The organism is Halorubrum aquaticum (assembly GCF_900113615.1).
Taxonomy (GTDB): domain Archaea; phylum Halobacteriota; class Halobacteria; order Halobacteriales; family Haloferacaceae; genus Halorubrum; species Halorubrum aquaticum.
Genome location: NZ_FOPZ01000005.1, coordinates 132,883 through 153,239, shown reverse-complemented (window position 1 = coordinate 153,239; position 20,357 = coordinate 132,883). Strand labels below are relative to the sequence as shown.

At 68.8% G+C, this 20,357-nt stretch carries 25 protein-coding genes; 10 read left to right on the top strand and 15 right to left on the bottom strand.

Features of this window, described 5'->3' with window-relative positions; all coding sequences use genetic code 11:
• Positions 1–2: 2 nt before the first annotated feature.
• A complete protein-coding gene (locus tag F3H10_RS06635) occupies positions 3–260 on the bottom strand; it encodes a hypothetical protein (RefSeq protein ID WP_149784011.1) in 258 nt (85 codons plus the stop codon).
• Between the two features lie 121 nt (positions 261–381).
• Here F3H10_RS06635 and F3H10_RS06630 point away from each other — a divergent pair, with 121 nt between their 5' ends.
• On the top strand, positions 382–1,185 hold the full coding sequence (locus tag F3H10_RS06630; RefSeq protein ID WP_149784010.1) for an inositol monophosphatase family protein: 804 nt from the start codon (positions 382–384) through the stop codon (positions 1,183–1,185).
• Positions 1,186–1,205: 20 nt separating this feature from the next.
• Here the strand turns inward: F3H10_RS06630 and hmgA are convergent, their stop codons facing one another.
• Together hmgA and F3H10_RS06620 are read right to left on the bottom strand one after the other, a co-directional pair.
• Positions 1,206–2,426, bottom strand: a complete 1,221-nt coding sequence (gene hmgA, locus F3H10_RS06625) for a hydroxymethylglutaryl-CoA reductase (NADPH) (RefSeq protein WP_149784009.1) — start codon at positions 2,424–2,426, stop codon at positions 1,206–1,208.
• A gap of 77 nt (positions 2,427–2,503) precedes the next feature.
• Positions 2,504–2,977: a GNAT family N-acetyltransferase gene (locus F3H10_RS06620; protein ID WP_149784008.1), complete on the bottom strand. Its 474-nt coding sequence runs from the start codon at positions 2,975–2,977 to the stop codon at positions 2,504–2,506.
• A gap of 199 nt (positions 2,978–3,176) precedes the next feature.
• Here F3H10_RS06620 and F3H10_RS06615 point away from each other — a divergent pair, with 199 nt between their 5' ends.
• Together F3H10_RS06615 and F3H10_RS06610 are read left to right on the top strand one after the other, a co-directional pair.
• The gene (locus tag F3H10_RS06615) at positions 3,177–3,626 is read left to right on the top strand and encodes an archease (protein ID WP_149784007.1); all 450 of its coding nucleotides are present in this window, start codon (positions 3,177–3,179) and stop codon (positions 3,624–3,626) included.
• Positions 3,627–3,719: 93 nt separating this feature from the next.
• Positions 3,720–5,228, top strand: coding sequence for an RtcB family protein (locus F3H10_RS06610; protein ID WP_149784006.1), 1,509 nt, complete (start codon positions 3,720–3,722; stop codon positions 5,226–5,228).
• A 33-nt stretch (positions 5,229–5,261) separates the two neighbouring features.
• On the opposite strand, the gene F3H10_RS06605 is transcribed toward F3H10_RS06610, so the two are convergent.
• The 3 genes from F3H10_RS06605 to F3H10_RS06595 all read right to left on the bottom strand — a co-directional run bounded on the left by F3H10_RS06605 (position 5,262) and on the right by F3H10_RS06595 (position 8,479).
• On the bottom strand, positions 5,262–5,957 hold the full coding sequence (locus F3H10_RS06605; protein ID WP_149784005.1) for a thymidine kinase: 696 nt from the start codon (positions 5,955–5,957) through the stop codon (positions 5,262–5,264).
• An 86-nt stretch (positions 5,958–6,043) separates the two neighbouring features.
• The gene (locus F3H10_RS06600; RefSeq protein WP_149784004.1) at positions 6,044–7,102 is read right to left on the bottom strand and encodes an amidohydrolase family protein; all 1,059 of its coding nucleotides are present in this window, start codon (positions 7,100–7,102) and stop codon (positions 6,044–6,046) included.
• Between the two features lie 135 nt (positions 7,103–7,237).
• Positions 7,238–8,479 (bottom strand): HD domain-containing protein, encoded by a 1,242-nt coding sequence (locus F3H10_RS06595; protein ID WP_149784003.1) that lies wholly within the window; start codon positions 8,477–8,479, stop codon positions 7,238–7,240.
• Between the two features lie 116 nt (positions 8,480–8,595).
• Here F3H10_RS06595 and F3H10_RS06590 point away from each other — a divergent pair, with 116 nt between their 5' ends.
• The gene (locus F3H10_RS06590) at positions 8,596–8,997 is read left to right on the top strand and encodes a universal stress protein (protein ID WP_149784002.1); all 402 of its coding nucleotides are present in this window, start codon (positions 8,596–8,598) and stop codon (positions 8,995–8,997) included.
• Between the two features lie 18 nt (positions 8,998–9,015).
• Here F3H10_RS06590 and F3H10_RS06585 read toward each other — a convergent pair whose 3' ends face one another.
• Entirely contained in the window at positions 9,016–10,275 is a 1,260-nt protein-coding gene (locus F3H10_RS06585) for an HD domain-containing protein (RefSeq protein WP_149784001.1), read from the bottom strand.
• Positions 10,272–10,850 carry a helix-turn-helix domain-containing protein gene (locus tag F3H10_RS06580; RefSeq protein WP_149784000.1) on the bottom strand — a complete coding sequence of 193 codons (579 nt, stop codon included), beginning with the start codon at positions 10,848–10,850 and terminating at the stop codon, positions 10,272–10,274. The genes F3H10_RS06585 and F3H10_RS06580 overlap by 4 nt, the downstream gene beginning before the upstream one ends.
• 429 nt (positions 10,851–11,279) lie before the next feature.
• Here F3H10_RS06580 and ddh point away from each other — a divergent pair, with 429 nt between their 5' ends.
• Positions 11,280–12,239 carry a D-2-hydroxyacid dehydrogenase gene (gene ddh, locus F3H10_RS06575; protein ID WP_149783999.1) on the top strand — a complete coding sequence of 320 codons (960 nt, stop codon included), beginning with the start codon at positions 11,280–11,282 and terminating at the stop codon, positions 12,237–12,239.
• Positions 12,240–12,251: 12 nt separating this feature from the next.
• On the opposite strand, the gene F3H10_RS06570 is transcribed toward ddh, so the two are convergent.
• Positions 12,252–12,518, bottom strand: a complete 267-nt coding sequence (locus F3H10_RS06570; RefSeq protein ID WP_149783998.1) for a DUF2249 domain-containing protein — start codon at positions 12,516–12,518, stop codon at positions 12,252–12,254.
• 87 nt (positions 12,519–12,605) lie between these two features.
• On the opposite strand from F3H10_RS06570, the gene F3H10_RS06565 reads away from it, so the two are divergent.
• A complete protein-coding gene (locus F3H10_RS06565) occupies positions 12,606–12,866 on the top strand; it encodes a DUF2249 domain-containing protein (RefSeq protein ID WP_149783997.1) in 261 nt (86 codons plus the stop codon).
• Positions 12,859–13,185: a glutamyl-tRNA reductase gene (locus F3H10_RS06560; RefSeq protein ID WP_223174231.1), complete on the top strand. Its 327-nt coding sequence runs from the start codon at positions 12,859–12,861 to the stop codon at positions 13,183–13,185. The genes F3H10_RS06565 and F3H10_RS06560 overlap by 8 nt, the downstream gene beginning before the upstream one ends.
• Positions 13,186–13,287: 102 nt before the next feature.
• On the opposite strand, the gene F3H10_RS06555 is transcribed toward F3H10_RS06560, so the two are convergent.
• The 3 genes from F3H10_RS06555 to F3H10_RS06545 form a co-directional block, all read right to left on the bottom strand.
• On the bottom strand, positions 13,288–13,521 hold the full coding sequence (locus F3H10_RS06555; RefSeq protein WP_149783996.1) for a DUF2249 domain-containing protein: 234 nt from the start codon (positions 13,519–13,521) through the stop codon (positions 13,288–13,290).
• Between the two features lie 139 nt (positions 13,522–13,660).
• Positions 13,661–14,971: a phosphoribosylglycinamide synthetase C domain-containing protein gene (locus tag F3H10_RS06550; protein ID WP_149783995.1), complete on the bottom strand. Its 1,311-nt coding sequence runs from the start codon at positions 14,969–14,971 to the stop codon at positions 13,661–13,663.
• A 222-nt stretch (positions 14,972–15,193) separates the two neighbouring features.
• Positions 15,194–16,207: a PrsW family intramembrane metalloprotease gene (locus F3H10_RS06545; protein WP_149783994.1), complete on the bottom strand. Its 1,014-nt coding sequence runs from the start codon at positions 16,205–16,207 to the stop codon at positions 15,194–15,196.
• Between the two features lie 594 nt (positions 16,208–16,801).
• Here F3H10_RS06545 and F3H10_RS06540 point away from each other — a divergent pair.
• From F3H10_RS06540 to F3H10_RS06535, 3 genes are all read left to right on the top strand, one after another.
• Positions 16,802–17,041, top strand: a complete 240-nt coding sequence (locus tag F3H10_RS06540; protein ID WP_149783993.1) for a PRC-barrel domain containing protein — start codon at positions 16,802–16,804, stop codon at positions 17,039–17,041.
• 77 nt (positions 17,042–17,118) lie between these two features.
• Positions 17,119–17,289 carry a hypothetical protein gene (locus F3H10_RS16010; protein WP_188127886.1) on the top strand — a complete coding sequence of 57 codons (171 nt, stop codon included), beginning with the start codon at positions 17,119–17,121 and terminating at the stop codon, positions 17,287–17,289.
• The gene (locus tag F3H10_RS06535; RefSeq protein WP_149783992.1) at positions 17,286–18,080 is read left to right on the top strand and encodes an HpcH/HpaI aldolase family protein; all 795 of its coding nucleotides are present in this window, start codon (positions 17,286–17,288) and stop codon (positions 18,078–18,080) included. The genes F3H10_RS16010 and F3H10_RS06535 overlap by 4 nt, the downstream gene beginning before the upstream one ends.
• A gap of 179 nt (positions 18,081–18,259) precedes the next feature.
• Here the strand turns inward: F3H10_RS06535 and F3H10_RS06530 are convergent, their stop codons facing one another.
• From F3H10_RS06530 to trxA, 3 genes are read right to left on the bottom strand one after another with little or no spacing between them, the layout of a single operon-like run.
• Positions 18,260–18,817 carry a class I SAM-dependent methyltransferase gene (locus F3H10_RS06530; protein WP_149783991.1) on the bottom strand — a complete coding sequence of 186 codons (558 nt, stop codon included), beginning with the start codon at positions 18,815–18,817 and terminating at the stop codon, positions 18,260–18,262.
• 1 nt (position 18,818) lies between these two features.
• The gene (locus F3H10_RS06525) at positions 18,819–19,937 is read right to left on the bottom strand and encodes an aminotransferase class V-fold PLP-dependent enzyme (RefSeq protein ID WP_149783990.1); all 1,119 of its coding nucleotides are present in this window, start codon (positions 19,935–19,937) and stop codon (positions 18,819–18,821) included.
• Between the two features lie 46 nt (positions 19,938–19,983).
• Positions 19,984–20,328 (bottom strand): thioredoxin, encoded by a 345-nt coding sequence (gene trxA, locus F3H10_RS06520; RefSeq protein WP_149783989.1) that lies wholly within the window; start codon positions 20,326–20,328, stop codon positions 19,984–19,986.
• Between the last annotated feature and the right edge of the window lie 29 nt (positions 20,329–20,357).

Below are 20,357 nucleotides of genomic sequence, written 5' to 3'. Positions count from 1 at the left end.
GCCTACTCGCCGCCGTCGGTGTACGCCCGGTCCGCGAGCACGCGTTCGGCCGTCTCGTTGGCCTCGGCGGGGGTCGGACAGTCGCCGCAGTCGACCTCCTCCGCGAGCTCGCCGGCGAGCGTGTAGACGGCGGCACCGTCGGCGCGGTCGGCGACACGCTCGAACGTCGGCCGGTAGCCGGCGGCGGCGCGCTGGCCGATCTCGTCGAGCGAGGCGTCGATGGCGTATTCCAGCTGACGGACCGCTTCCTCGGGTCTCATACGCGTACCTCTCCGCCGGACGCACTTAAGTATACTCGGATTCGGAACTGAGTTAATACTGTCGAGGTCGGGCCCGTCGCCGGATCGACGTTTATACGCGTCCGGGGGCCGGATCCGGGGCATGACCGACGCAGACGAGCGCGCCGCGCTCGCCGAACGGGCCGCGCGGGCGGGTGCCCGCGTCGCGAGCGACGCGTTCCGGACCGACATCGCCGTGGAGGCGAAAGGCGAGGACGACGTCGTGACCGAGGCCGACCGGGCCGCCCAGCGGACGACCATCGAGACGATCCGCGAGTCGTTCCCGGAGGACGCGGTCGTCGGCGAGGAGGAGGACGCCCGCAAGCGCGTGCCCGACGAGGGTGCCGCGTGGGTGATCGACCCGATCGACGGCACGCACAACTTCGTCCGCGGGATCCGCGTGTGGGGGACCGCGGTGGCGGCCGTCGTCGACGGCGAGCCGGTGGCGGCCGCGACGGTCTGTCCCGCGCTCGAGGACGTCTACACCGCCGACGCCGACGGGGCGTACCGCAACGGCGAGCGGCTCTCCGTCAGCGACGTATCGGACCCCCGACGGGGGACCGTCGACCCGACGCTGTGGTGGGACCACGACGCCCGCGACGAGTACGCGAACGCCTGCGAGGCGATCGTGACCCGCTTCGGCGACATGCGCCGGCTCGGCGCGGCACAGGTCGTCCTCCCGACGGTCGCCGCGGGCGGGCTCGAGGGGACGATCTCGAACCTCCGGGCGAACCCCTGGGATTCCGTCGCCGGCGTCTTCATGATCCGGCAGGCCGGCGGACGGGTGACCGACCTGGAGGGGGACCGCTGGCGACACGACTCGACCGGGCTCGTCGCCTCCAACGGCCACCTCCACGAGGACGTGCTGGTTGCCGCGCGAGCTATCGAGGGCGACGACCGGGAGTGACGCAGGGAACGACCGTCCCGCTACCGACCCAGGTCCGCGTGCGCCGACGCGAGGTGTCTCGACCCGAGCGCGGCGAGAAGGGAGAGCTCGCCGGCGAGCGCGCCGACCGCGATCGCCTCCGCGAGCGCGTCGGCGTTGCTGCCGGCGGGGTCGCCGCCGCCACGAACGCCGAGCACGTCGAGTCCGGCCGCCTGCGTCGGGAGCTTCGTCCCGCCGCCGACCGTGCCGACCTCGAGGCTCGCGATCGACACCGAGACGTAGAGGTTCCCGTCGGCGGTCGCCTCCGCCGTGGTGATCGCGTTCGATCCCTCGACGACCTGCGCCGCGTCCTGACCGGTCGCGAGAAACATCGCCGCGACCGCGTTGGCGACGTGGGCGTTGAAGCCGAGCGACGCCGCCTTCGCCGAGCCGACGTGGTTCTTGCGTGTGTTGATCTCGGCTATCGCCGCCGGCGTCGTGTGGAGCCTGTCCTCGACGACCTCGCGGGGGATCTCGACGTCGGCGGTCACCGACCGCCCCCGTCCCTCGACCGCGTTGACCGCGGCGGGCTTCTTGTCCGAACAGAGGTTCCCCGAGAGCGCGACGAGTTCGGCGTCGGTCTCGGCCTCGAGCACGTCGCAGGCCTTCCCCGTCGCGATGGTGACCATGTTCATCCCCATCGCGTCCTTCGTGTCGAAGCGGAACCGGAGGTAGACGTTGTTGCCGACGACGTAGGGCGTGACGTCGAGCAGCTCGCCGTGGCTCGTCGTCGACTCGGCGGCCTCGCGGAGCCGGTCCTCGTTGTCGCGGACCCACTCGACGAGCGCCTCCGCCTCGGCCACGTCGGTCACGCGGAAGACGGGTGCGCGGGTCATCCCGCTCTTCGTGACGCGGGCGGTCGCTCCCCCCGCCGCGTCGATCACCGAACAGCCGCGGTTGACCGAGGCGACGAGCGCGCCCTCCGTCGTCGCCATCGGGAGGAACCGGTCGCCGTCGAACGCGCCGCCGTCGACCGCCACCGGCCCCGCGACGCCGAGCGGGATCTGGACCCCGCCGATCATGTTGTCGATGTTCGGGTCGGCGGCGGCCGCGTCGAAGGCGTACTCGCCGACGACGTCGAGGTCGGCTCCGGATCGGTCCGCGACCAGCCGGCGGCGGACGGTCGCGGCCGTCCCGGCGTCGACGTGGTCGTCCAGCTCGTGGAGCCGCACGTCGCCCTCGCGGACGCGCTCGAGGAGGTCCTCGACTGTGGGATCGGTCATGCCCGCGTCTCCTCGGGGCGGGTGCTAATGCGTGTCGATTCCGGGGCTTGGCGGGGTCGGATCTCTCGTGGGGAGACCTACCCGCGGACGAACTCCGAGAGGCGCTCGCGGAGGCTGTTCGGTCCCAGCGTGAGGTAGTAGGCGTCCCCGCCGTCCTCGTAGTAGCCGTCGATCCGCCGTTTCACCTCGAAGCCGATGTGTTCGTAGAAGCCGAGTGCCCGCTCGTTCGTCGTTCGCGCGTGACACGAGACGGACTGGTACTCCTCGGCGACGTCGGCGATCAACCGCTCGGCCAGCCCGCGCCCCCGGTGGTCCGGGTCCACGGCGAGAAAGAGCACGTAGCCGTCCCGTCGGACCGAGGCGAACGCGATCACCTCGTCGTCCTCGAGTATGAGATGGGTCGTGGACCGGCGGTAGGCGTCGGTGAAGAAGCCGCGTCGCTGGCGGAGGACGCCGTCGACCCGGTGGATCCGCTCTTTGAGTTCCCACGCCTCGCGGACGTGTTCGGCATCGCCGGGCGGGTCCGTCCGTCTCTCCACGTTGACGCTCACTGGGAAAACGTAACACGCCTGTGGAATATAACTCCACCGGCCGCGCGGCGCGTCCGCGACCGTTTCGACCGACCGAAGCCGGCCGGCCGAAGCGTTTTGACGGACTCCGCCGTGTCTTCGCCATGGCCGGCGCCGGCGACGACGCGACGGTCGGCGGCGATGACAACGCGGAAGCCGACTCCGCCCGAAGCGACGGACCGTGAGCTACGAACTCCGGGACCACACGGCCGACGTCGCCGTCGAGGCGACCGCCCAGAGCCTCTCGGCGCTGTTCGCGGCGGTCGCTGACGGGCTGACCGCCGCGAGCTGTGAGTCGGTTCCCGCGGGCGACGGTGACCGTTTCTCGATCCGCGAGACCGCGGAGAGCCGCGAGGCGCTGCTTTTCGACTACCTCGATCGGCTGATCTACGAGCGCGACGTGCGACTCGTCCTCCCCGCGGACCACGAGTGTCACGCGATCCCGCCGGACCCTTCCGTCGAAAGCGACCTCGACCCCGACGACGATCCGGCGTGGACCGTCGAGGCCAGCGCCCGCGGCGTCCCCCTCGACGCGGTGGCCGCCCGGGAGATCAAGGCGGTCACGTACTCCGAGATGACGCTCGAACGGCGCGACGGCGGGTGGTACGCCTACGTCGTCTTCGACGTCTGAGCTCGAGGCGGGACCGGTTCGACCGTCGTCGGTCGATCCCGCCGCCGGCCACCTGACGTAACGCCCTTCCCCGCCGGCGTCGAACTCCCGCGTATGACTTCACGCGAGTTCGACGGGATCCGGTTGGAGAAGCTGCGAGAGCACGTCTGGGAGATACCGCGCGAGGGCGACATGAACGTCCCGGCGCGGGTGCTCGCCAGCGAGGACCTCCTCGAGGAGATCGGCGAGGACGACACCCTCCGCCAGTTGAGGAACGCGACGCACCTCCCCGGAATGGTCGAACCCGCGCTGTGTATGCCCGACGGCCACCAGGGGTACGGATTCCCCGTCGGCGGCGTCGGCGCGATCGACGCCCGGACCGGCTGTATCTCGCCCGGAGCGGTCGGCTACGACATCAACTGCGGCGTCAGGATGGTCCGCACGTCGCTCGCCTACGACGACGTCCGCGGCCGCGAGGAGGAACTCGTCGACGCGCTCTTCGAGGCGATCCCCTCCGGGCTCGGTGGCGGCGGCGTGATCGACGGCGACGCCGACGCGATCGACGGGGCGCTCGAGCGCGGCGTCGAGTGGGCGGTCGAAGAGGGGTACGGGATCGAGAGCGACCTGGCGCAGTGCGAGGACGAGGGTCGGCGGCCCGACGCCAGGCCGGAGTACGTCTCCCAGAAGGCCAAGGACCGCGGCCGCAACCAGCTGGGCTCGCTCGGGTCGGGCAACCACTTCCTCGAGGTCCAGCGCGTCACGGACGTCTTCCGCGACGAGGTCGCAGACGCCTACGGGCTCTCGGAGGGACAGGTCGTCGTCCTGATCCACTGCGGAAGCCGCGGGCTCGGTCACCAGACGTGTAACGACTACCTGCGCCGGATCGAGCGGGAACACGCCGACCTCCTCGAGTCGCTGCCGGACAAGGAACTCGCGGCCGCGCCAGCGGGCTCCGAACTGGCCGAGGAGTACTACGGCGCGATGGGCGCGTGTATCAACTTCGCGTGGGTGAACCGCCAGCTGATCACCCACCGGACGCGGGAGGTGTTCGGCGACGTCTTCGACGCCGACCCGATCGACGACCTCGAGATGGAACTGCTCTACGACGTGGCCCACAACATCGCGAAGAAGGAGACCCACGAGGTCGGCGTCGGCCCCGACGGGCTGCCCGCCGTCGGCGACGAGGCGGTCGACCGCGCCGACCGCGAGTTATACGTCCACCGCAAGGGGGCGACGCGGGCGTTCCCCGCGGACCACGAGGAAGTCCCCGAGGCGTACCGGTCGGTCGGCCAGCCCGTGATCATTCCCGGGAGCATGGGCGCCGGTTCGTACGTGCTCCGCGGCGGGTCGGAGTCGATGTCGGTCTCGTTCGGCTCCACCGCCCACGGAGCCGGCCGGCTGATGAGCCGGACGCAGGCCAAACAGGAGTTCTGGGGCGGCGACGTACAGGACGACCTCGAGAGCGAGCAGGCGATCTACGTGAAGGCCCAGTCCGGCGCGACCGTCGCCGAGGAGGCCCCCGGCGTGTACAAGGACGTCGACGAGGTGGTCCGCGTCAGCGACGAACTCGGCATCGGTGACACGGTGGCACGGACGTTCCCGGTGTGTAACATCAAGGGGTAGACGGAAGGGTCGACGGAAGCAAGAGCGACCCGATCAGTCGTCGTCCGCGTCGCTCGCACCGTTCGTCCGGTCTGCGTCGACCGCGTTCTCCCCGCCGGCGCGGTCGGGGCGCTCGCTCCGCTCCTCCCGTTCACCCCGCTCGCTCCGCTCGCCCGTCCGGAGCACGTGACAGTCGCGACACCGGGCCTCGTAGGACTCCGCCGCGCCCACGAGGATCGTCGGGTCCTCGACGTGGGCGGGCTCGCCCTCGATGAGCCGCTGGTTTCGGGTGGCGGGCTCGCCACACACCGTACAGATCGCCCGGAGCTTGTCGACGTACTCGGCGGTCGCCATGAGCTGCGGCAGCGGCTCGAACGGCTCGCCCCGGAACGTCTGGTCCGTCCCCGAGACGATCACCCGGGAGCCGCGGTCGGCGAGCGCGTTACAGGCTTCGACGAGGTCGTTCGAGAAGAAGTTGGCCTCGTCGATCGCGACGACCTCGGCGGCCGGGTCGTCGTCGAGGATCCCGAGCGGGTCGTCGTCGTCGACGACGGTCGCGTCCCACTGCCGGCCGTTGTGCGTCCCGATCGTGGTCTCGCCGTAGCGGTCGTCGACCGCGGGCTTGTAGACGGCGACCGACTGGCCGGCGATCTCCGCGCGCCGCAGCCGGCGGAGGAGCTCCTCGGTCTTCCCCGAGAACATCGAGCCGGAGATGACCTCGACCCACCCGGACTGGGTGATCGCGTGCATGCGCTCACCGGGTGGATCCAGCGACTAAACGGTTTCTCTCCGGGCGTGCTCCGTCACCTCGGACCTCGGCGAACGGAGAGGAGGGGTCACGCCCGATGGACCGTCTCGCCGCCGAGAACGACGCGGGAGACGTCGGCGCTCCCCGCACGGCGCACGACCGCCCGAACGACGTCCCGCGCGCCGGCGAGGTTGTCGGAGTCGCCGTCGAGCACGAGCAGGTCCGCCGGCCTCCCCGGCTCGACGACGCCGCGGTCGAGCCCCGCGATCGCCGCCCCGTTCAGCGTCGCCATCCGGAGCACCTCGCGGGCGGGGAGGTCGGAGAGCTTCGCCGCGAACTCCATCTCGCGGAACATCGACGGCGAGTCCAGCATGACGTTGTCGGTGCCGAGCGCGACGGTCGTCCGCTCGGCGAGCTCGCGGATCGGCGGCACGCCGACGTTCGTCACGAGGTTCGACCGCGGGCAGACGGCGACCGGCGTCCCCGCCTCCGCGAGTCGGTCGAGGTGGTCACCCTCCGCGTGGACCATGTGGACGAGGAAGTCCGGGTCGAGGTCCATCGCCGGGTCGATGTCCTCGGCGTCGCGCTCGCCCGCGTGGATGCCGAACAGCTTGCCCGCCTCGCGGGTCGCGGTCCGGACCGAGTCGAAGTCGGCGTCGCGAGCGCCCGACGCCCCGTAGCCGTCGGCGACCGGGAGCACGCCGGGGTCGTCACGGCCGAGCACCACCGCACGGAGGTCCCGTTCGCCGAAGTCGACTCCGTCGCCCGCGAGCGCGTCCCGAAGCGCGCGAACCCCGTCGACGCCGCCCTCGCGGAACTCGAGGAAGGTCCCCGTCCCCGTCGACTCCATGTACCGGAGGGTCCGCGCCATCGCGGCCACCTTCTCCTCGTGGCTCGCGGCCCGCAGCAGGCGGTGTTTCAGCCCGTCCGGCGGCGCGACGAGTTCGTCGAGCGAGAGCCCCGCGCCCGCCTCCTTGGCGATCGAGTCGCCGATGTGGGTGTGCGCGTTCACGAACGCCGGGAGGACCACGGCGTCGCTCTCGGTCTCCCGTTCCTCGATCGCGGCGATCTCGCCCCCCTCGACGACGACGCGTCCCTCGACGGGCTCGAAGTCGGGGCCGCGGAGGACGGTCCCTTCGATGTCCATACGCCGGCGTCTCCGTCCCGAACATAAAACGTACCGGGACGGATCGGCGGTCGCGGTCGACGGGGTTGTCACAGTCGACGGGATCGTCGCGGTCGACGGGATTGTCGCGGTAGTCGGTCCTCCCGCGACGACGGATCAGAACTCGTCGAGCGTCGTCGGCATCGCCTTCCGCACCTCGATCACGAGCGCGTCGGGGTCGAGTCCGAGCACGTCGGCGGCCGCCCGGCCGACCCGGTCGGTCGCCGAGCCGGGCGCGTACACGCCGAGCCGCCACTGGTTCCGCTGGGCGACCCGCAGCGCGGAGACGAGCGGCGACTGCCGCTCGAGCCGCCGGACCTCGCCGTTGACCGTCACCCGCGCGGTCGACTCGCGCATCGAGGGCTCCGGCGGCACGTCGAGTATCACGTCCTCGCGGGCGACGCTGGCCTCCTCGGCGATCTCGCGTTCGAGCGCCAGTTCGCTCGCGTGGTCGGCGTCGTGGACGCGGTCGGGGACGTCGCCGTACTCCGCCCACACCGCCCGCTTGTAGAGGTCGCGCTCGTCGTACCGTCGCGAGAGCTCCGTCGTCGCCGGACAGTCGCGGATCGCCGCCAGGAAGTCGTGGTCGTCCATCCGGCGGAGCTCGGCCGCGCTCGTCGCCGTCGCGTCGAGGAGCTCCGCGGCCGCCCGTCGGAGCATCGCCTTCGAGATCCGCGCGACGTGGTGGGTGTAGACGACCGGGTTCATCAACGCCCGCGCCAGGAGGAGGCTCTCCGCCGTCTGGACGTTCCCCTCGTCCAGGACGAGCGCGGGCGAGTCCCCCCCGGATTCGACCCCCTCCACGAAGGTGAGCTCCCGGACGAACCGCTCGGTGTCGATGGTGCCGTAGGGGACGCCCGTGTGGTAGGCGTCGCGCACGAGGTAGTCCATGCGGTCGACGTCGAGCTCGCCCGAGACGAGACCGGCGTACGTTCCCTCGCCGGCGACGACCCCGGCGACCGTCCCGGGATCGAGGCCGTGCTCGCGGAGGACCTCACCCACCTCGCCGCCGTCGAGCAGCTCCTCGACGTCGTCGTGGTACTTTCCGGTCCGACGGTGGGTGAGCGACTCGAGGTTGTGGCTGAACGGGCCGTGTCCCACGTCGTGAAGCATCGCGGCCGCCTCGATCCGGTCGGCCTGTCGCCCCTCGATCCCGAGGTGGTCGAGCGCCTGTCGAGCGAGGTGGTAGACGCCGAGGCTGTGCTCGAACCGGGTGTGGTTCGCGGAGGGGTACACGAGCTGGACGGTACCGAGCTGTTTGACGTGGCGCAGCCGCTGGACGGTCGGCGTGTCGAGGAGGTCCGCGCCGACGCCGTCGATCTCGATGTGGTCGTGGACGGTGTCCTTGACCGTGGCCATGCGCCTCCTTCGTCGGGATCGGTTAAAAACGCGGACCTTCGGCGGTGCGGACCTCCGGCGGCGCGGAGTTCCCGCGGGTGCCACGGTTTATTACCCGACCCGATCGATCCTCCGGTATGTACGACGTGCTCATCGCCATCGACGCCGACGAGGCGCGAGCGACCGCCCAGGCTCGCGCGGTCGCGGACCTGCCCGGCGCGGAAGACGGCCTGACCGCACACCTCTGTCACGTGTTCACCGACAACCCCGAGGGAGCGTCGGTCAACCAGCTCGCGGCGGTCAGACGCGCCCGCGAGACGCTCGAGGACGCGGGCGTCTCGGTCGCTCACCACGAGGCGAGCGGCGATCCCGGTACCGAGATCGTCGACGCCGCCGACGACGTCGACGCCGACGCGATCTGCGTCTCCGGGCGGAAGCGGCGGCCGAGCGGGAAGGCGGTCTTCGGGAGCGTCACGCAGGACGTGATCCTCTCGAGCGAGCTCCCCGTGTTCGCGGTCCCGAAGCCGAAGCCCGAGTGATCGCGTGAGGGGAGCCGGTCACTCGGCGAGCCGGAGGCCCAACACGTCGCGGGCGGCCTCACGGACGGCCTCGACGTGATCGCCCGGACAGTACACGCCGAGCCGCCAGCGGCTGCGCTCGGCCGCCCGGATCCCGGCGACGAGCTCGGAGGCGTCCGACAGTCGCTGGGTGATCCCGTCGACGACGACGGTGGAGCCGGACTCCTTGAGTCCCGGTCGCGACGGGACGTCGACGACGACGCTCTCGGGATCCACGCCGGCCCGGTCGGCGATCTCGCGTTCGGCCGCGAGCGCCGCCTCGTGGTCGGCGTCGACGGTTCCGGCCGGCACCTCCCCGAGCCCGACCCAGACCGCACGCTTGTACAGGTCGCGGCGCTCGATCCGCCGGCCGAGCTCCGGGACGTGCTCGCGGAGGTCGACGAGCAGGTCGTGATCGGCCATCCGCCGGAAGGTCTCGACGTCCGTCCCCGTCCGGTCGAGATAGCGCTCGGAGGCGCGTTCGAGCATCGCGCCGGCGACCCGGGAGACGTGGTGGCGGTAGACGACCGCGTTCATCAACGAGCGGGCTAAAAGCAGGCTCTCGGCGGTGGCGACGTTCCCCTCGGCGAGCACGAGGTCGGCGCTCGCGGGGTCGGGGTCGCTCCCTCCGCCGTCCCGTTCGTTCCCGCCGTTGCCCCGTTCGTTCCCGCCGTTGCCCCGTCCGCTCTCGCCGTCGACGAGCCGGAGTTCGTTCACCAGTCGCCCGGTGTCGACGGTGCCGTAGGGGACGCCCGTGTGATGGGCGTCGCGCACGAGGTAGTCCATGCGGTCGACGTCGAGCTCGCCCGAGACGAGCGCGCCGACGCCGCCCTCGCCCGCGATCAGCGCCGCCACGCGTTCCGGGTCGAGACCGTGGCGCTCGAGGACGCGGGTGACCTCGCGGTCCGGATCGGTCAGGAGCCACTCGACGTCGTCGTGATCCCGGCCCGTTCGCCGCCGGATGATCCCCTCGGTCTGGTGGCCGTACGGGCCGTGGCCCGCGTCGTGGAGCAGCGCGGCCGCCCGGACGTGCGCGGCGGTGTCGGGGTCCAGATCGAGGCCGTCGAGCGCCTGCCGGGCGAGGTGATAGACGCCGAGGCTGTGCTCGAACCGGGTGTGGTTCGCGGAGGGGTACACGAGCCGGACCGTGGACAGCTGTTTGACGTGGCGCAGTCGCTGGAACGCCGGCGTGTCGATCAGCTCGGCCGCCGCCGGGTCCAGTCGGACGTGACCGTGAACGCTGTCCTTGATCGCGTTCATTCCTCGACGAGTTCCACGTCGAGCCGCTCCGCGACCGCGCGGACGACGGAGCCGCCGACGCCCGCGGTCGCCGCCCGGCCGTCCTCGATCGCCAACAGGTCGTCCTCGTCGACGTCGAGTTCGGCCGCCAGCTCCTCGACGGTGAGTCCCTCCCCCTGACGCGCCTCGGTCGTCAGGTCGCCGTAGCCGGAGACGAGGTACGGGAGCCGGTCCTCCTCGTAGTTCGTCCCCTCCTCCTCCCAGTGGGAGGAGTCGCCGGTCGCGGCGTCGTACATCTTCGCCTGCTTGTTGGCGATCTCCTGTGTGCGGCTGCGCGGGCCGCTCCCGTCCGCACCGCCGGCGCTGCCGGATCCGCCGCCGGAGCCGCCGGCACTCCCGCCCCCGCTTCCGCCTCCGCCGCCCCCGCTTCCGCCCGATCCCCGTCTGGAGTCGTCGTGCGGGCGGCAGTTCGAACAGACGAGCAGGCGCGCGCCGGCGACGTTCGCCCGCTGGAGGTTCGTCGTCTCCCGTCCGCAGAGCTCGCAGGCGTCGCCGTCGTCGTCGCCGCCTCCGTCCCCCGTCGAGTACTTTGGCATACCCCACGTAGCACCCCCGGTGCGGTAAAAGCTGGCGGGCCGTCGTCGGCTCAGCCGAGCCGCTCGAGGGCGGAGAGGATCCGCTCACGGCGGCGGTATCCCACCACGGCGGAGCCGACGAGCATCGCCAGCAGGACGAACGACGCTCGAAGATCGCCGTTCGCCACTCGAGGGCTCCCTTCGGTCGCCCTCGCACGACTCGCAGGGCTCGGTGTCGTTCGAAAGGCGCAAAGCGCCTTTCGTGATGTGGCCAGAACGCAGAGCGTTCTGGCTGCTAGCCAGAAACCAAAGATTTCTGGCGATGACGAGAGAGCTCCGATCTCTCGAACCATGTTCCTCGCTCGGTCACTATCGCTCCTTCGCGGCGGTGTCGCCGGCGGCTCCGCCGCCGGAGCAACCTATTTGTCCCCACTGTCGGTAGCCGGTGGCATGGCGTTCACTCTCGGCATCCACGAATCGGTTGACCTGATCTTTCCGCCGACCGTTCTGCGCGACGCTCTCGATCCGGACGACGGCGCGGACGCGGCCGACTCGGACGACGGCTCCGAGGTCCGCGTCGTCGGCTCCGCGGCCGAACTCGAGGCGTGCGACGCGCTGGTGACGTTCGCCTACGAGGACGCGTTCCTGTCGGCGGGGCTCTCGTGGATCCATTCGATCCAGGCCGGCGTCGACCGGTTCCCGTTCGACGAGCTCGAATCGCGGGGGATCCGTCTCACCAACAGTACCGGGATCCACGGCGACGCCATCGGCGAGACCGTCCTCGGCTACATGATCCAGTTCGCCCGCCGGCTCCACCGCTACCGCGACCGCGGGCGGGACGGCGAGTGGAAGCATCCGGAGTGGGACGAGCCGTTCACGCTCTCCGGCGAGTCGCTCTGTGTCGTCGGGCTCGGGACGCTCGGCCGGGGGATCGCCGCCCGCGCCGACGCCTGCGGGATGGAGGTCGTCGGCGTGCGACGGACGCCGACCCCCGTCGATCACGTTCGAGAGGTGTACACTCCGGGCGAGATCGAGGCCGCCGTCGCGGACGCGCGGTTCGTCGCGGTCGCCACTCCCCTGACCGAGGAGACGCGGGGACTGATCGGCGCGGACGAGCTGGCGGCGATGCCCGAGTCGGCCTACCTGTTGAACGTCTCCCGGGGCGGCGTCGTCGACGAGACGGCGCTCCTCGCGGAACTCGAGAACGACCGGCTCGCGGGCGCGGCCCTCGACGTCTTCGAGACGGAGCCGCTGCCGAGGGATTCACCCTTCTGGGGGTTCGAGGACGTCATCGTCACGCCGCACGCGGCCGCGGCGACGCGCGACTACTACCGGCGGATCGCCGACATCGTCCGCGAGAACCGTCGCCGGGCGGTCGCCGGCGAATCGCTCGTGAACCAGGTGATCTGAGGAGAGGACGGTTCAGCCGTCGGTCCAGATGACGGTCACGACCGTCCCGTCGTCCTCGACGGTCTCGTGGCGGTATCCCCGGTCGTCGAGCCGCGGGTAGAGGTGTTGGGGTCGACGGTCGTTGTACTGGATCAGCGCCACGTCGTCGTCCAGGTCCGCCAGCCGCTCGAGGGTGTCCTTGAGCGGTCGCGGCGGCGGGAGTTCCCGGGCGTCGAGCGTCTCGTGTTCCACGTCCTCCGGGACTCCGGCTCGGTCGAGGAACTCCGCGGTCTCGGGCATGTCCCGGGATACGGGGTTCGGACCCGTACGCCTCTCCCCGAACCCGTTCGGGAGAACCCCTACTCCGGACCCGTTCCGGTATCCGATATGAGCACCGACCTGCCCGACCCGTCCGACGCGAACCGGCGGCTCGACGCCCGCGAGATCGACGGCGAACCGTTCGGCGACATCATGGCCGCGCTCGAGGACCTCCCCGAGGGCGAGTCGCTGCTCCTGGTGAACGGTTTCGAGCCGGAGCCGCTGTACGACGTCCTCGAACGTCGCGGATTCCGATACGAGACGACGCGGAAGGAACCGACCGGCGACGACGGAGCCGCGGTCTGGCACGTCGAGATAAGCCATGCCTGAGTCCCGCGTCGACGGGATCGATCCGGCATCCGATCCGGAACGACTCCGGCGGCGATACCGGCGGCGACTCCGTCGGCGTGCGGCCCGGATCGAGCGGCGCGAACTCGAGGAGGCGGTCTCCGCGCTCGAAGCCCGCGGGACGCTCGCCGACGAACAGCGGGAGACGCTCCGGGCTCTCGCGTCGACCCTCGTCGGGAGGCTGACGGTCGGCCTCGATCCCGGCCCGGAACGGACGGCTCAAACCGATCCGGACCGCGTTCGCGCCCTCGCACGGCTCCTCGGCGTCGACGAGGAACGGAGCCCCCGTGATGACGCCTGAGGTACGGGACGATGGCGGCGTGGGATCGATGGTCGTGGTGCGGGATGGAGCGTTGGACGTGTTCTCCGCGCCAGCGACGACGGTTTGCCGAACGCTCGGCGACTACTCCTCTCGCTTCGGGAAGTCCGCGACGAACTCGCCGGGCGACTCCTCGTACACCTCGTAGGCGTCCTCGTCGAACGACGGCACCTCGGCGGCCATCTCGTAGAACAGCGGCTTCGGCTCGTGGTCGTTGACGATCGTGAGCGTCTCGCCCGGCTCCATCGCCTCGAACTTCTCGTGGATCTTCGTGTGACGGTCCACCGGCGGGATCTCTCGGACATCGAGTGTCGGCATGCGATCGACGGGACGGGAGCCGCCCGCATCGGCCTTGAGCCGAATACGTTCGGGACCTCAACTCGTCTCCGACGGTCCGCGGTCCGGTCGTGACCGAATCGACTCGAGAAAGCGGAGCGACCGGTCAGCGGACGGACGACTAGGGCCCGAGGTATCCCCACGCCTGTAGGCGGTCACCTTCGCCGTTGACCCACCGCTCGCCGATGTCGTCGCGGTAGTACATGTTGGGCATGACGATGTCGTCGATCCGGTCGTATGCCTGGTCCCGTGCTGCTTGCATCGTCTCTCCCTTGCCGGTCACGACGATCGGCATCCCGTTGTCGCCGGCGACGCGCCACTGGCCGTCCACTTTCTTGGCGTCTTCGAGGTGGATTCCCTCGCGGCCCCCCGTTTCGAACACCACGGCCGCGTTCCGGGAGTTCTCGTCGTACGTCTTCTCGTCGTCGAACGGGAACGGCGGCAGGACGACCCGAACCGCGATCTGATACCCCCTGTGAACGGTCACGTCGGGATCGTTGCCGTGGGCGAGGTCGTAGAAGAACTCGCCGGTGGACGACTCGATCGACTCCTCCTGCAGCGCGATCGTCGGGTACCCGAACCGCGGCGTGAACTCGAGCGGGTAGATCCCGTTCTCGTTGACGATACAGTTGATGTCGATGCTCCCGACGTACCCCTCGTCGGCGAGCCAGTCTTCGATTCTCCCGAAGGTCTCCTCGAAGAGTCTGTTCTGACCCGCCCAGAACATCGACGTACCCATCTCGCCGGTCGAGGGCCCGATGTTCCCCGGAAACAGTTTCTTGTGCTCGAAGTTGAAGTTGACCTGATCGATGAACTCCTCGCCGTTGAAGAACCCGCAGATGGCGATCTCGACGCCCTCGACCTTCCGCTGGAGCTGGAAGCCCTTCATTCGGTGGCCCCACGCCTTCTTGTAGGCGCGGAGGACGTCCACGACGTCGCTTCCGTCGTCCTCGTTGCCGACGTAGAGCAAGCGCTTGACGTTCTGGACTTCGCCGAGCGGCTTGATCACGTACGGCGCAGGGTTCTCCAGGACGTGTCGGATGCCCTCGTCGAAGTCGTGGAATACGTGGTGTTCGACGGTGTTCACGCCGTGTTCTTCGAGGATCTCCATCGCGTACCCCCGGTCCTCCTCGAGACGGTCGGTGTTCGGCGTGCCGCCCACGACGGCTTTGCCTTGCTCACGGAGTTCCTGAGCGAGTTCACCCGTGCCGACGTCCGATCCGACCCAGATGTCGTCGAAAACGATGACGTCGGCCCACTCGACTTCCGCACGCCAGTCGTCCGTCTTCGGGACGAATCCGTCCCCGATCTCTTGATCGCCTTCGGCTTCGATGTAGTACTTCACGTCGTGGCCCTCGCGGTGGACCTGCCAGGCCAGGTCGGTGATCAACGCGGCGTCCGCGGAGACGAACAGAAAGCACCTTTCGTCCATACGGGCGTGTCACGGTCAGATGACTTGAGTGTGTGTGATGATTTCGCACGACCGCGTTCGTGCGTACGCCCTCGCGATCCGGTACCGAGATCTAGTTTCGGGACGAATCCAGAACTGATTACGGGATCGCCACTGCGTCTTGACTGCTGAGAGATTCCGTCCCTATTCAGATGGGTGTCAAACGGTGTACAAGAGAGGGAGGGAGAACGATGGAACAGCCAGTTACTCAGTCTCGGCGTCGATCACTGGGTCTTCCCTTTCGTCAGTCTCGTTTGAATGTGCCGTCTGGTGGGCGTCGTTATACTGCTGGATTTTCCGGTAGAGCAGGTAGCCGAACCCCCCGACATACAGTAACACGTAGACGAAGAATGCGGAAAGTTGGGGAAGCCCCGTCGCGGTCTGGATCAGCCCGCTTCCGATACCGACCGTGGCGTTGTAGGTTGCGTGGATAAGCGCGGCGACGATGAGCCCCTTGACGATGATCGGCCCGCGGTTCTCGGGGTTAAACTTCGCTAACCCGAGGTAGTAGCCCGCGAACGACGAGTAGACGACGTGACCGGGGCCGGCCAACGCGCGCGTCGCAGTGATATCACCGCCGGTACCGATCAGGTCCAAACCGAGAGACAGGCCGCCGACTTCTCCGACCACCCCGCTGATGTAGATGGCGTTCTCGATGGTCGCAAATCCGAGTCCGGCGACGGCACCGTACACCGCACCGTCGATAACTGCGGCGAACCGATCGTCGTTATACGCGTAGAGCCGTACGGCAAGCAGTTTCACTGACTCCTCTACGGGGCCCACGATGAGGTAGAAAAACAGAACCATCCCGATACCACCGAGTGCCGTGAAAAACGGCTGAGACAAGCTATTGACGACGGCAGCAAAGCCCGCGGTGAGCACGCCGAGTATGAAGGTGGCCGCCAGCAGCGACAGTGGCTCGCTGGTCGTGACATCGCTGTACCAGACGTATCCCGCCAACGCCAACGCGGGGAGGGCAGAGAGGATCGTTAGCACGCCGAGAGGGGGCTCCCTCACAATACTGAGTCCGCCGACGGCGACGAAAATCAGTACCGCAAGCAGAACCAAGAGGGCCTGGCCGGAACGAACCGCCAGCCAGTAGACTGCGACCGAGACGCTATCGAGAAGGGATCGCTGTTCCCACGTTGAGATCCCGTAGAGATCTTGGTCGTCGTCCGCCGCCTCAACGGGATCCGTCTCTGTTTCTACGTCTTCCATGTCGTTTCTGTCAGCGGGTAGCTCGCTTCATCAGGACGGACAAAAATGAACCTATCAACCGGTGATTGACGAATCATTATCTGAACGTGGGTTTGGAATGGAAATCAAACCCTAGTTTGTCTCAGTTGATCAATCGTGAGATCTAGAGTGACAGATCGGCGTTGTCGTGGTGACTACACGCTCTGTATCTCGGAGGACATTCATGTCAGGTCGTGAACGACACAATCGGCTGATCGGTACGTGAGTTCCCTGTAGTGAGCGGTTCACCGACGGCGAGGCGAACGCCGAGCAGTCGGCCTTTTTCCCTCCAGGTTTTTCGAGGAGGGGTTCCCGAAGCGAACGCAGTGAGCGAGGGTACCCGACGAGAAAAAGGTGGGAGGGTACCCGACGAGAAAAGGTGATGTATCGACCACACTCCGAAAACGCCCCAACGAGGGTTCCAACGGAGTCGGTACGAACGATACCGACACTCCGGATTCGAGATCCGAACTGCCGGGCATGCCGTTCTAAAACGCCAATAACGGAGGATTATCGCTTTCATACACGGATACGATACCCATAACAATCCACCCGAGTCCCGTCGGGGGACGTGCGATGGAACGAACGAAGATATCCGATGACGACGAGGGAAAGCGAGTGGTCAACTCCAAAGGGAAGAAGATCGGGATGGTTACCGAAGTCGAGAACGGGAAAGCGTACGTCGACCCGGACCCCGGAATCACGGACTCGATCCGCTCAAAACTCGGGTGGAGAGACGCGGATTCGGACGATTATCTGCTCGAATCACGACGCATCGCCAGTATCAACGACGACGAGGTCCGACTCAAGCGCTAACGGCCATCCAGCAGCGGTATCGAAGCGGAGACATCGAATCGGAACCAAGCCCCGTTCGGACGGGCGGACGAGACGCAATGAACGCATCCGAAACAATGAGAGAAGCGATCGAAGTACAGCTCAGCAAAGAGTCGAAGGGAGAGGGTGGTGAGGGCCTGCCGGAGGTTCGAGAGGCGAGCGACCGCGCGAAAGCCGGATCGACGCCCCCCGACGTACCGACGAACATCACCCCGTCCGGCGGCCCATGAGCCCCTCCCAACCCGCCAACGACCTCGTCGAGACCCTGGATGACGGGGACGTCGCGCTCGGGGTCCTCGACAACACGTACAGTCCGACGCTCGTGGAGTTCTACGGCGAACTCGGCGCCGATTTCGTCTGGTTGGATCTCGAACACGGCGGCCCCGACCCGCGGGACGGGGGCCGGATGGAGGACCTGCTTCGCGCGGCCGAACGGACGGGCGTGGAACTGCTCCTCCGGCTTCCCGACACCGACCCGACGCTCGTCCGGAAAGCGCTGGATCTCGGCATGAGAAACGTGTTCCTCCCTCGCGTGGAAACCGCCGAGGAAGTCAGAGACGCGGTCCGATCCGCGCGGTTTCGCTACGACGATGGACCCGGTGATCGAGGACTGGCGTCGCCGCGGGCGTCTCGCTGGGGTCTCGCCGACGAGTACGTCGCCACCGAGGACCGGGAGACCCTCGTCGGCGTGACCATCGAGACCGAGGCCTCCGTCGAGAACCTGGACGAGATCCTCTCCGTTCCGGAGCTGGGGTTCGTCTTCATCGGCCCGTTCGACCTCTCGGTCTCGCTCGGTCACCCCGGCGAGATCGATCATCCGAACGTGGAGGAAGCCGTCGAGACGGTTCGATCGAAGGCCGTCGACGCGGACGTCCCCGTTGCGGGTCTCGGGTTCGGCATGGACGACGTGAACGAGAAGGCGGCGAACGGCTACCGGATGCTGAACCTCGGGAGCACGACCGGAGCGATCGAGGGGGCCGTCACGAGCTGGTTCGACGCCTACGAACCGAACGACGCCTGACCTGCCACCTCTCCGTGAGTTCTGGGTTCGAGAGGGTCGCCTTCCGGTCCGTGTGATGGCGTCTACTCCCGATACGGGACCGCATCCGCCGGGACCGGAAACGGGTCGCCGCTGCCGATGAGGCCCTCAACGAAGCCGGCGTTTCCGATCCCGTTTCGATGTCCTTTCGATCCCTTCTCCTACGGTGCCCGCGCGACGACCACGAACGTCTCCGTGCGGGTCGTTCCGTGGGCGACCTCGAAGCCGGCCGCCTCCAGCATCGCGGTCGCGTCTCCGAGACCGTACCGCTCCTCGAGCGGCGGCCCGGTCGCCTCGGCACCGTCCGCGGACCAGTCGAAGACGGCGAGTCTCCCGCCGGTCCGGAGCACCCTGGCGAGCTCGGTCACCGCGTCGTCGTCGGCGAACTCGTGGAACGTCATCGTCGAGAAGGCGGCGTCGAGCGCGTCCGCGTCGAACGGCAGGTCGGCAACGTCGCTCTCGACGAGTTCGACGTTCTCGGGGAGCCCCTTCTCACGGTAGCGGTCGTGCATCTCCGCCTGGACGTCGACGCCGTACACCGTCCCGGCGTGGGGTGCGACGTCGTCGGTGTAAAATCCCGTCCCGCTGCCGAGGTCGGCGACCGTCCCGTCCGCGGCGGGGTCGACCGCGTCGATCAGCTCCTCGCGGGAGACCCAGGCGTACCGCTCGGGGTCCTCGAGTTTCGCCGCCCGGTCCGCGTCGAACGTGTGAAACCCCATGCTACGGCTCCCCGTTCAGCGCCTCGACGACGTCGTCGATCTCCCGTTTCGTCGAGACCGCGTGGACCGACACCCGGACCGCGTCCGGGTGCGGGAGGTCCCGAATGACGATCCCCTGCTCGAGGAGCCGCTCGACGGTCGCCTCGGGTTCCTCGACGTCGACCGTGACGAGCCCGGACTCGTACGACTCGGGACTCAACAGTCGGTCCTCGCCGACGCCCTCCTTCAGACGGTCGGTGAGGTCCTCGATCCGGTCCGTGATGGCGTCGATCCCGATCGACTCGACGGCGTCGATCCCCTCGAGCAACCCGACGTGTGCCGCGGGGGTCGTGGTGCCGACCTCGAAGCGCTTCGCGCCGGGTGCGTACTCGATGTCGTGCGCGGTAGGCGTCTCCACGCCGCGGTAGCCGACCGACCCCGGCGTCAGCCCGTCGGCGACCGCGCGGTCGACGTAGAGGAAGCCGGAACCCCACGGGCCGAGCAGCCACTTGTGGCCGGCTGCCGCGACCGCGTCCGCGTTCCACTCGTGGAGGTCCACCGGGACCTGTCCCGGCGACTGGACCGCGTCGACGAGCGTGAACGCGCCCGCGTCGTTCGCGACCTCGACGAGGTCCTCGACGGGTAGCCGGGTGCCGTGCGTCCAGGTGATCGCGCTGAAGCAGACGAGCCGCGCGTCCGCGACCGCCTCGGCGTAGGCGTCGCGGTCGATCCGGCCGTCCTCGGTCTCGAGGACGCGGACCTCGACGCCGATCTCCTCCTCGAGCTTCCGCCAGGGGAGCACCCCCGCCGGGTGTTCGAGGTCGGTCCGGACGACGACGTCGCCCGGCTCCCAGTCGATCGCGGCGGCGATCCGCGCGATCCCGTCGGTCGTGCTCTCGGTGAGGGCGATCTCCTCGGGATCGGCGCCGAGGAACTCGGCGATCCGCTCCCGGACCGTCTCGTAGGTGCCGAACGCGCGCTCGTAGGGGTCTGTCCCGACCGGGTCGTACTCGTGGTCGGCGAGGAACGCGGACGCCGCGTCGACGACGTACTCCGGGCTCGGGCCGTGTGCGCCGTAGTTGAGATACGCCGTGTCCTCGTCCAACGCGGGAACGTCGGCCCGCAGCTCCCGCGGCGTCATGCGGTCACCCCCGCCGTCGGAGCGAGCGTCGGCATCGAGCCGCACATCACTCGAGACGGCCGGAGACGGCCTCCCGGAGGGCGTCCTCGGTCTGTGCGCCGACCATCCGGTCGGCGACCTCGCCGTCGGCGAACACCAAGAGCGTCGGGATCCCCTGAACGCCGTACTCGCCGGCGAGTCCCTGATGCCGGTCCACGTCGACCTTGAGGACCGCCGCGTCCGTCTCCGACGCGACCGCCTCGACCGCCGGCTCCATCATCTGGCACGGCCCACACCAGTCGGCGTAGAAGTCCACGAGCACGACGCCGTGTGAGCCGACGAAGTCGTCGAAGTCGTCGGCGCTCTCGAGCGCGACCGGTTCGGCCGGCACGGGTTCGCTGGTTTGTGTCATCACCCGTAGGTAGGCACCCCACGGTCATA

Coding starts and splice junctions, on each gene's coding strand:
- F3H10_RS06610 (WP_149784006.1), top strand. CDS start 3,720: ATGACTTCACGCGAGTTCGACGGGATCCGGTTGGAGAAGCTGCGAGAG.
- F3H10_RS06595 (WP_149784003.1), bottom strand. CDS start 8,479: ATGGCCACGGTCAAGGACACCGTCCACGACCACATCGAGATCGACGGC.
- F3H10_RS06545 (WP_149783994.1), bottom strand. CDS start 16,207: ATGGAAGACGTAGAAACAGAGACGGATCCCGTTGAGGCGGCGGACGAC.
- F3H10_RS06585 (WP_149784001.1), bottom strand. CDS start 10,275: ATGAACGCGATCAAGGACAGCGTTCACGGTCACGTCCGACTGGACCCG.
- F3H10_RS06605 (WP_149784005.1), bottom strand. CDS start 5,957: ATGCACGCGATCACCCAGTCCGGGTGGGTCGAGGTCATCTCCGGCTCG.
- F3H10_RS06580 (WP_149784000.1), bottom strand. CDS start 10,850: ATGCCAAAGTACTCGACGGGGGACGGAGGCGGCGACGACGACGGCGAC.
- F3H10_RS06590 (WP_149784002.1), top strand. CDS start 8,596: ATGTACGACGTGCTCATCGCCATCGACGCCGACGAGGCGCGAGCGACC.
- F3H10_RS06560 (WP_223174231.1), top strand. CDS start 12,859: ATGCCTGAGTCCCGCGTCGACGGGATCGATCCGGCATCCGATCCGGAA.
- F3H10_RS06600 (WP_149784004.1), bottom strand. CDS start 7,102: ATGGACATCGAAGGGACCGTCCTCCGCGGCCCCGACTTCGAGCCCGTC.
- F3H10_RS06540 (WP_149783993.1), top strand. CDS start 16,802: ATGGAACGAACGAAGATATCCGATGACGACGAGGGAAAGCGAGTGGTC.
- hmgA (WP_149784009.1), bottom strand. CDS start 2,426: ATGACCGATCCCACAGTCGAGGACCTCCTCGAGCGCGTCCGCGAGGGC.
- F3H10_RS06525 (WP_149783990.1), bottom strand. CDS start 19,937: ATGACGCCGCGGGAGCTGCGGGCCGACGTTCCCGCGTTGGACGAGGAC.
- F3H10_RS06555 (WP_149783996.1), bottom strand. CDS start 13,521: ATGCCGACACTCGATGTCCGAGAGATCCCGCCGGTGGACCGTCACACG.
- F3H10_RS06565 (WP_149783997.1), top strand. CDS start 12,606: ATGAGCACCGACCTGCCCGACCCGTCCGACGCGAACCGGCGGCTCGAC.
- F3H10_RS06570 (WP_149783998.1), bottom strand. CDS start 12,518: ATGCCCGAGACCGCGGAGTTCCTCGACCGAGCCGGAGTCCCGGAGGAC.
- F3H10_RS06550 (WP_149783995.1), bottom strand. CDS start 14,971: ATGGACGAAAGGTGCTTTCTGTTCGTCTCCGCGGACGCCGCGTTGATC.
- F3H10_RS16010 (WP_188127886.1), top strand. CDS start 17,119: ATGAACGCATCCGAAACAATGAGAGAAGCGATCGAAGTACAGCTCAGC.
- F3H10_RS06530 (WP_149783991.1), bottom strand. CDS start 18,817: ATGGGGTTTCACACGTTCGACGCGGACCGGGCGGCGAAACTCGAGGAC.
- trxA (WP_149783989.1), bottom strand. CDS start 20,328: ATGACACAAACCAGCGAACCCGTGCCGGCCGAACCGGTCGCGCTCGAG.
- ddh (WP_149783999.1), top strand. CDS start 11,280: ATGGCGTTCACTCTCGGCATCCACGAATCGGTTGACCTGATCTTTCCG.
- F3H10_RS06635 (WP_149784011.1), bottom strand. CDS start 260: ATGAGACCCGAGGAAGCGGTCCGTCAGCTGGAATACGCCATCGACGCC.
- F3H10_RS06630 (WP_149784010.1), top strand. CDS start 382: ATGACCGACGCAGACGAGCGCGCCGCGCTCGCCGAACGGGCCGCGCGG.
- F3H10_RS06535 (WP_149783992.1), top strand. CDS start 17,286: ATGAGCCCCTCCCAACCCGCCAACGACCTCGTCGAGACCCTGGATGAC.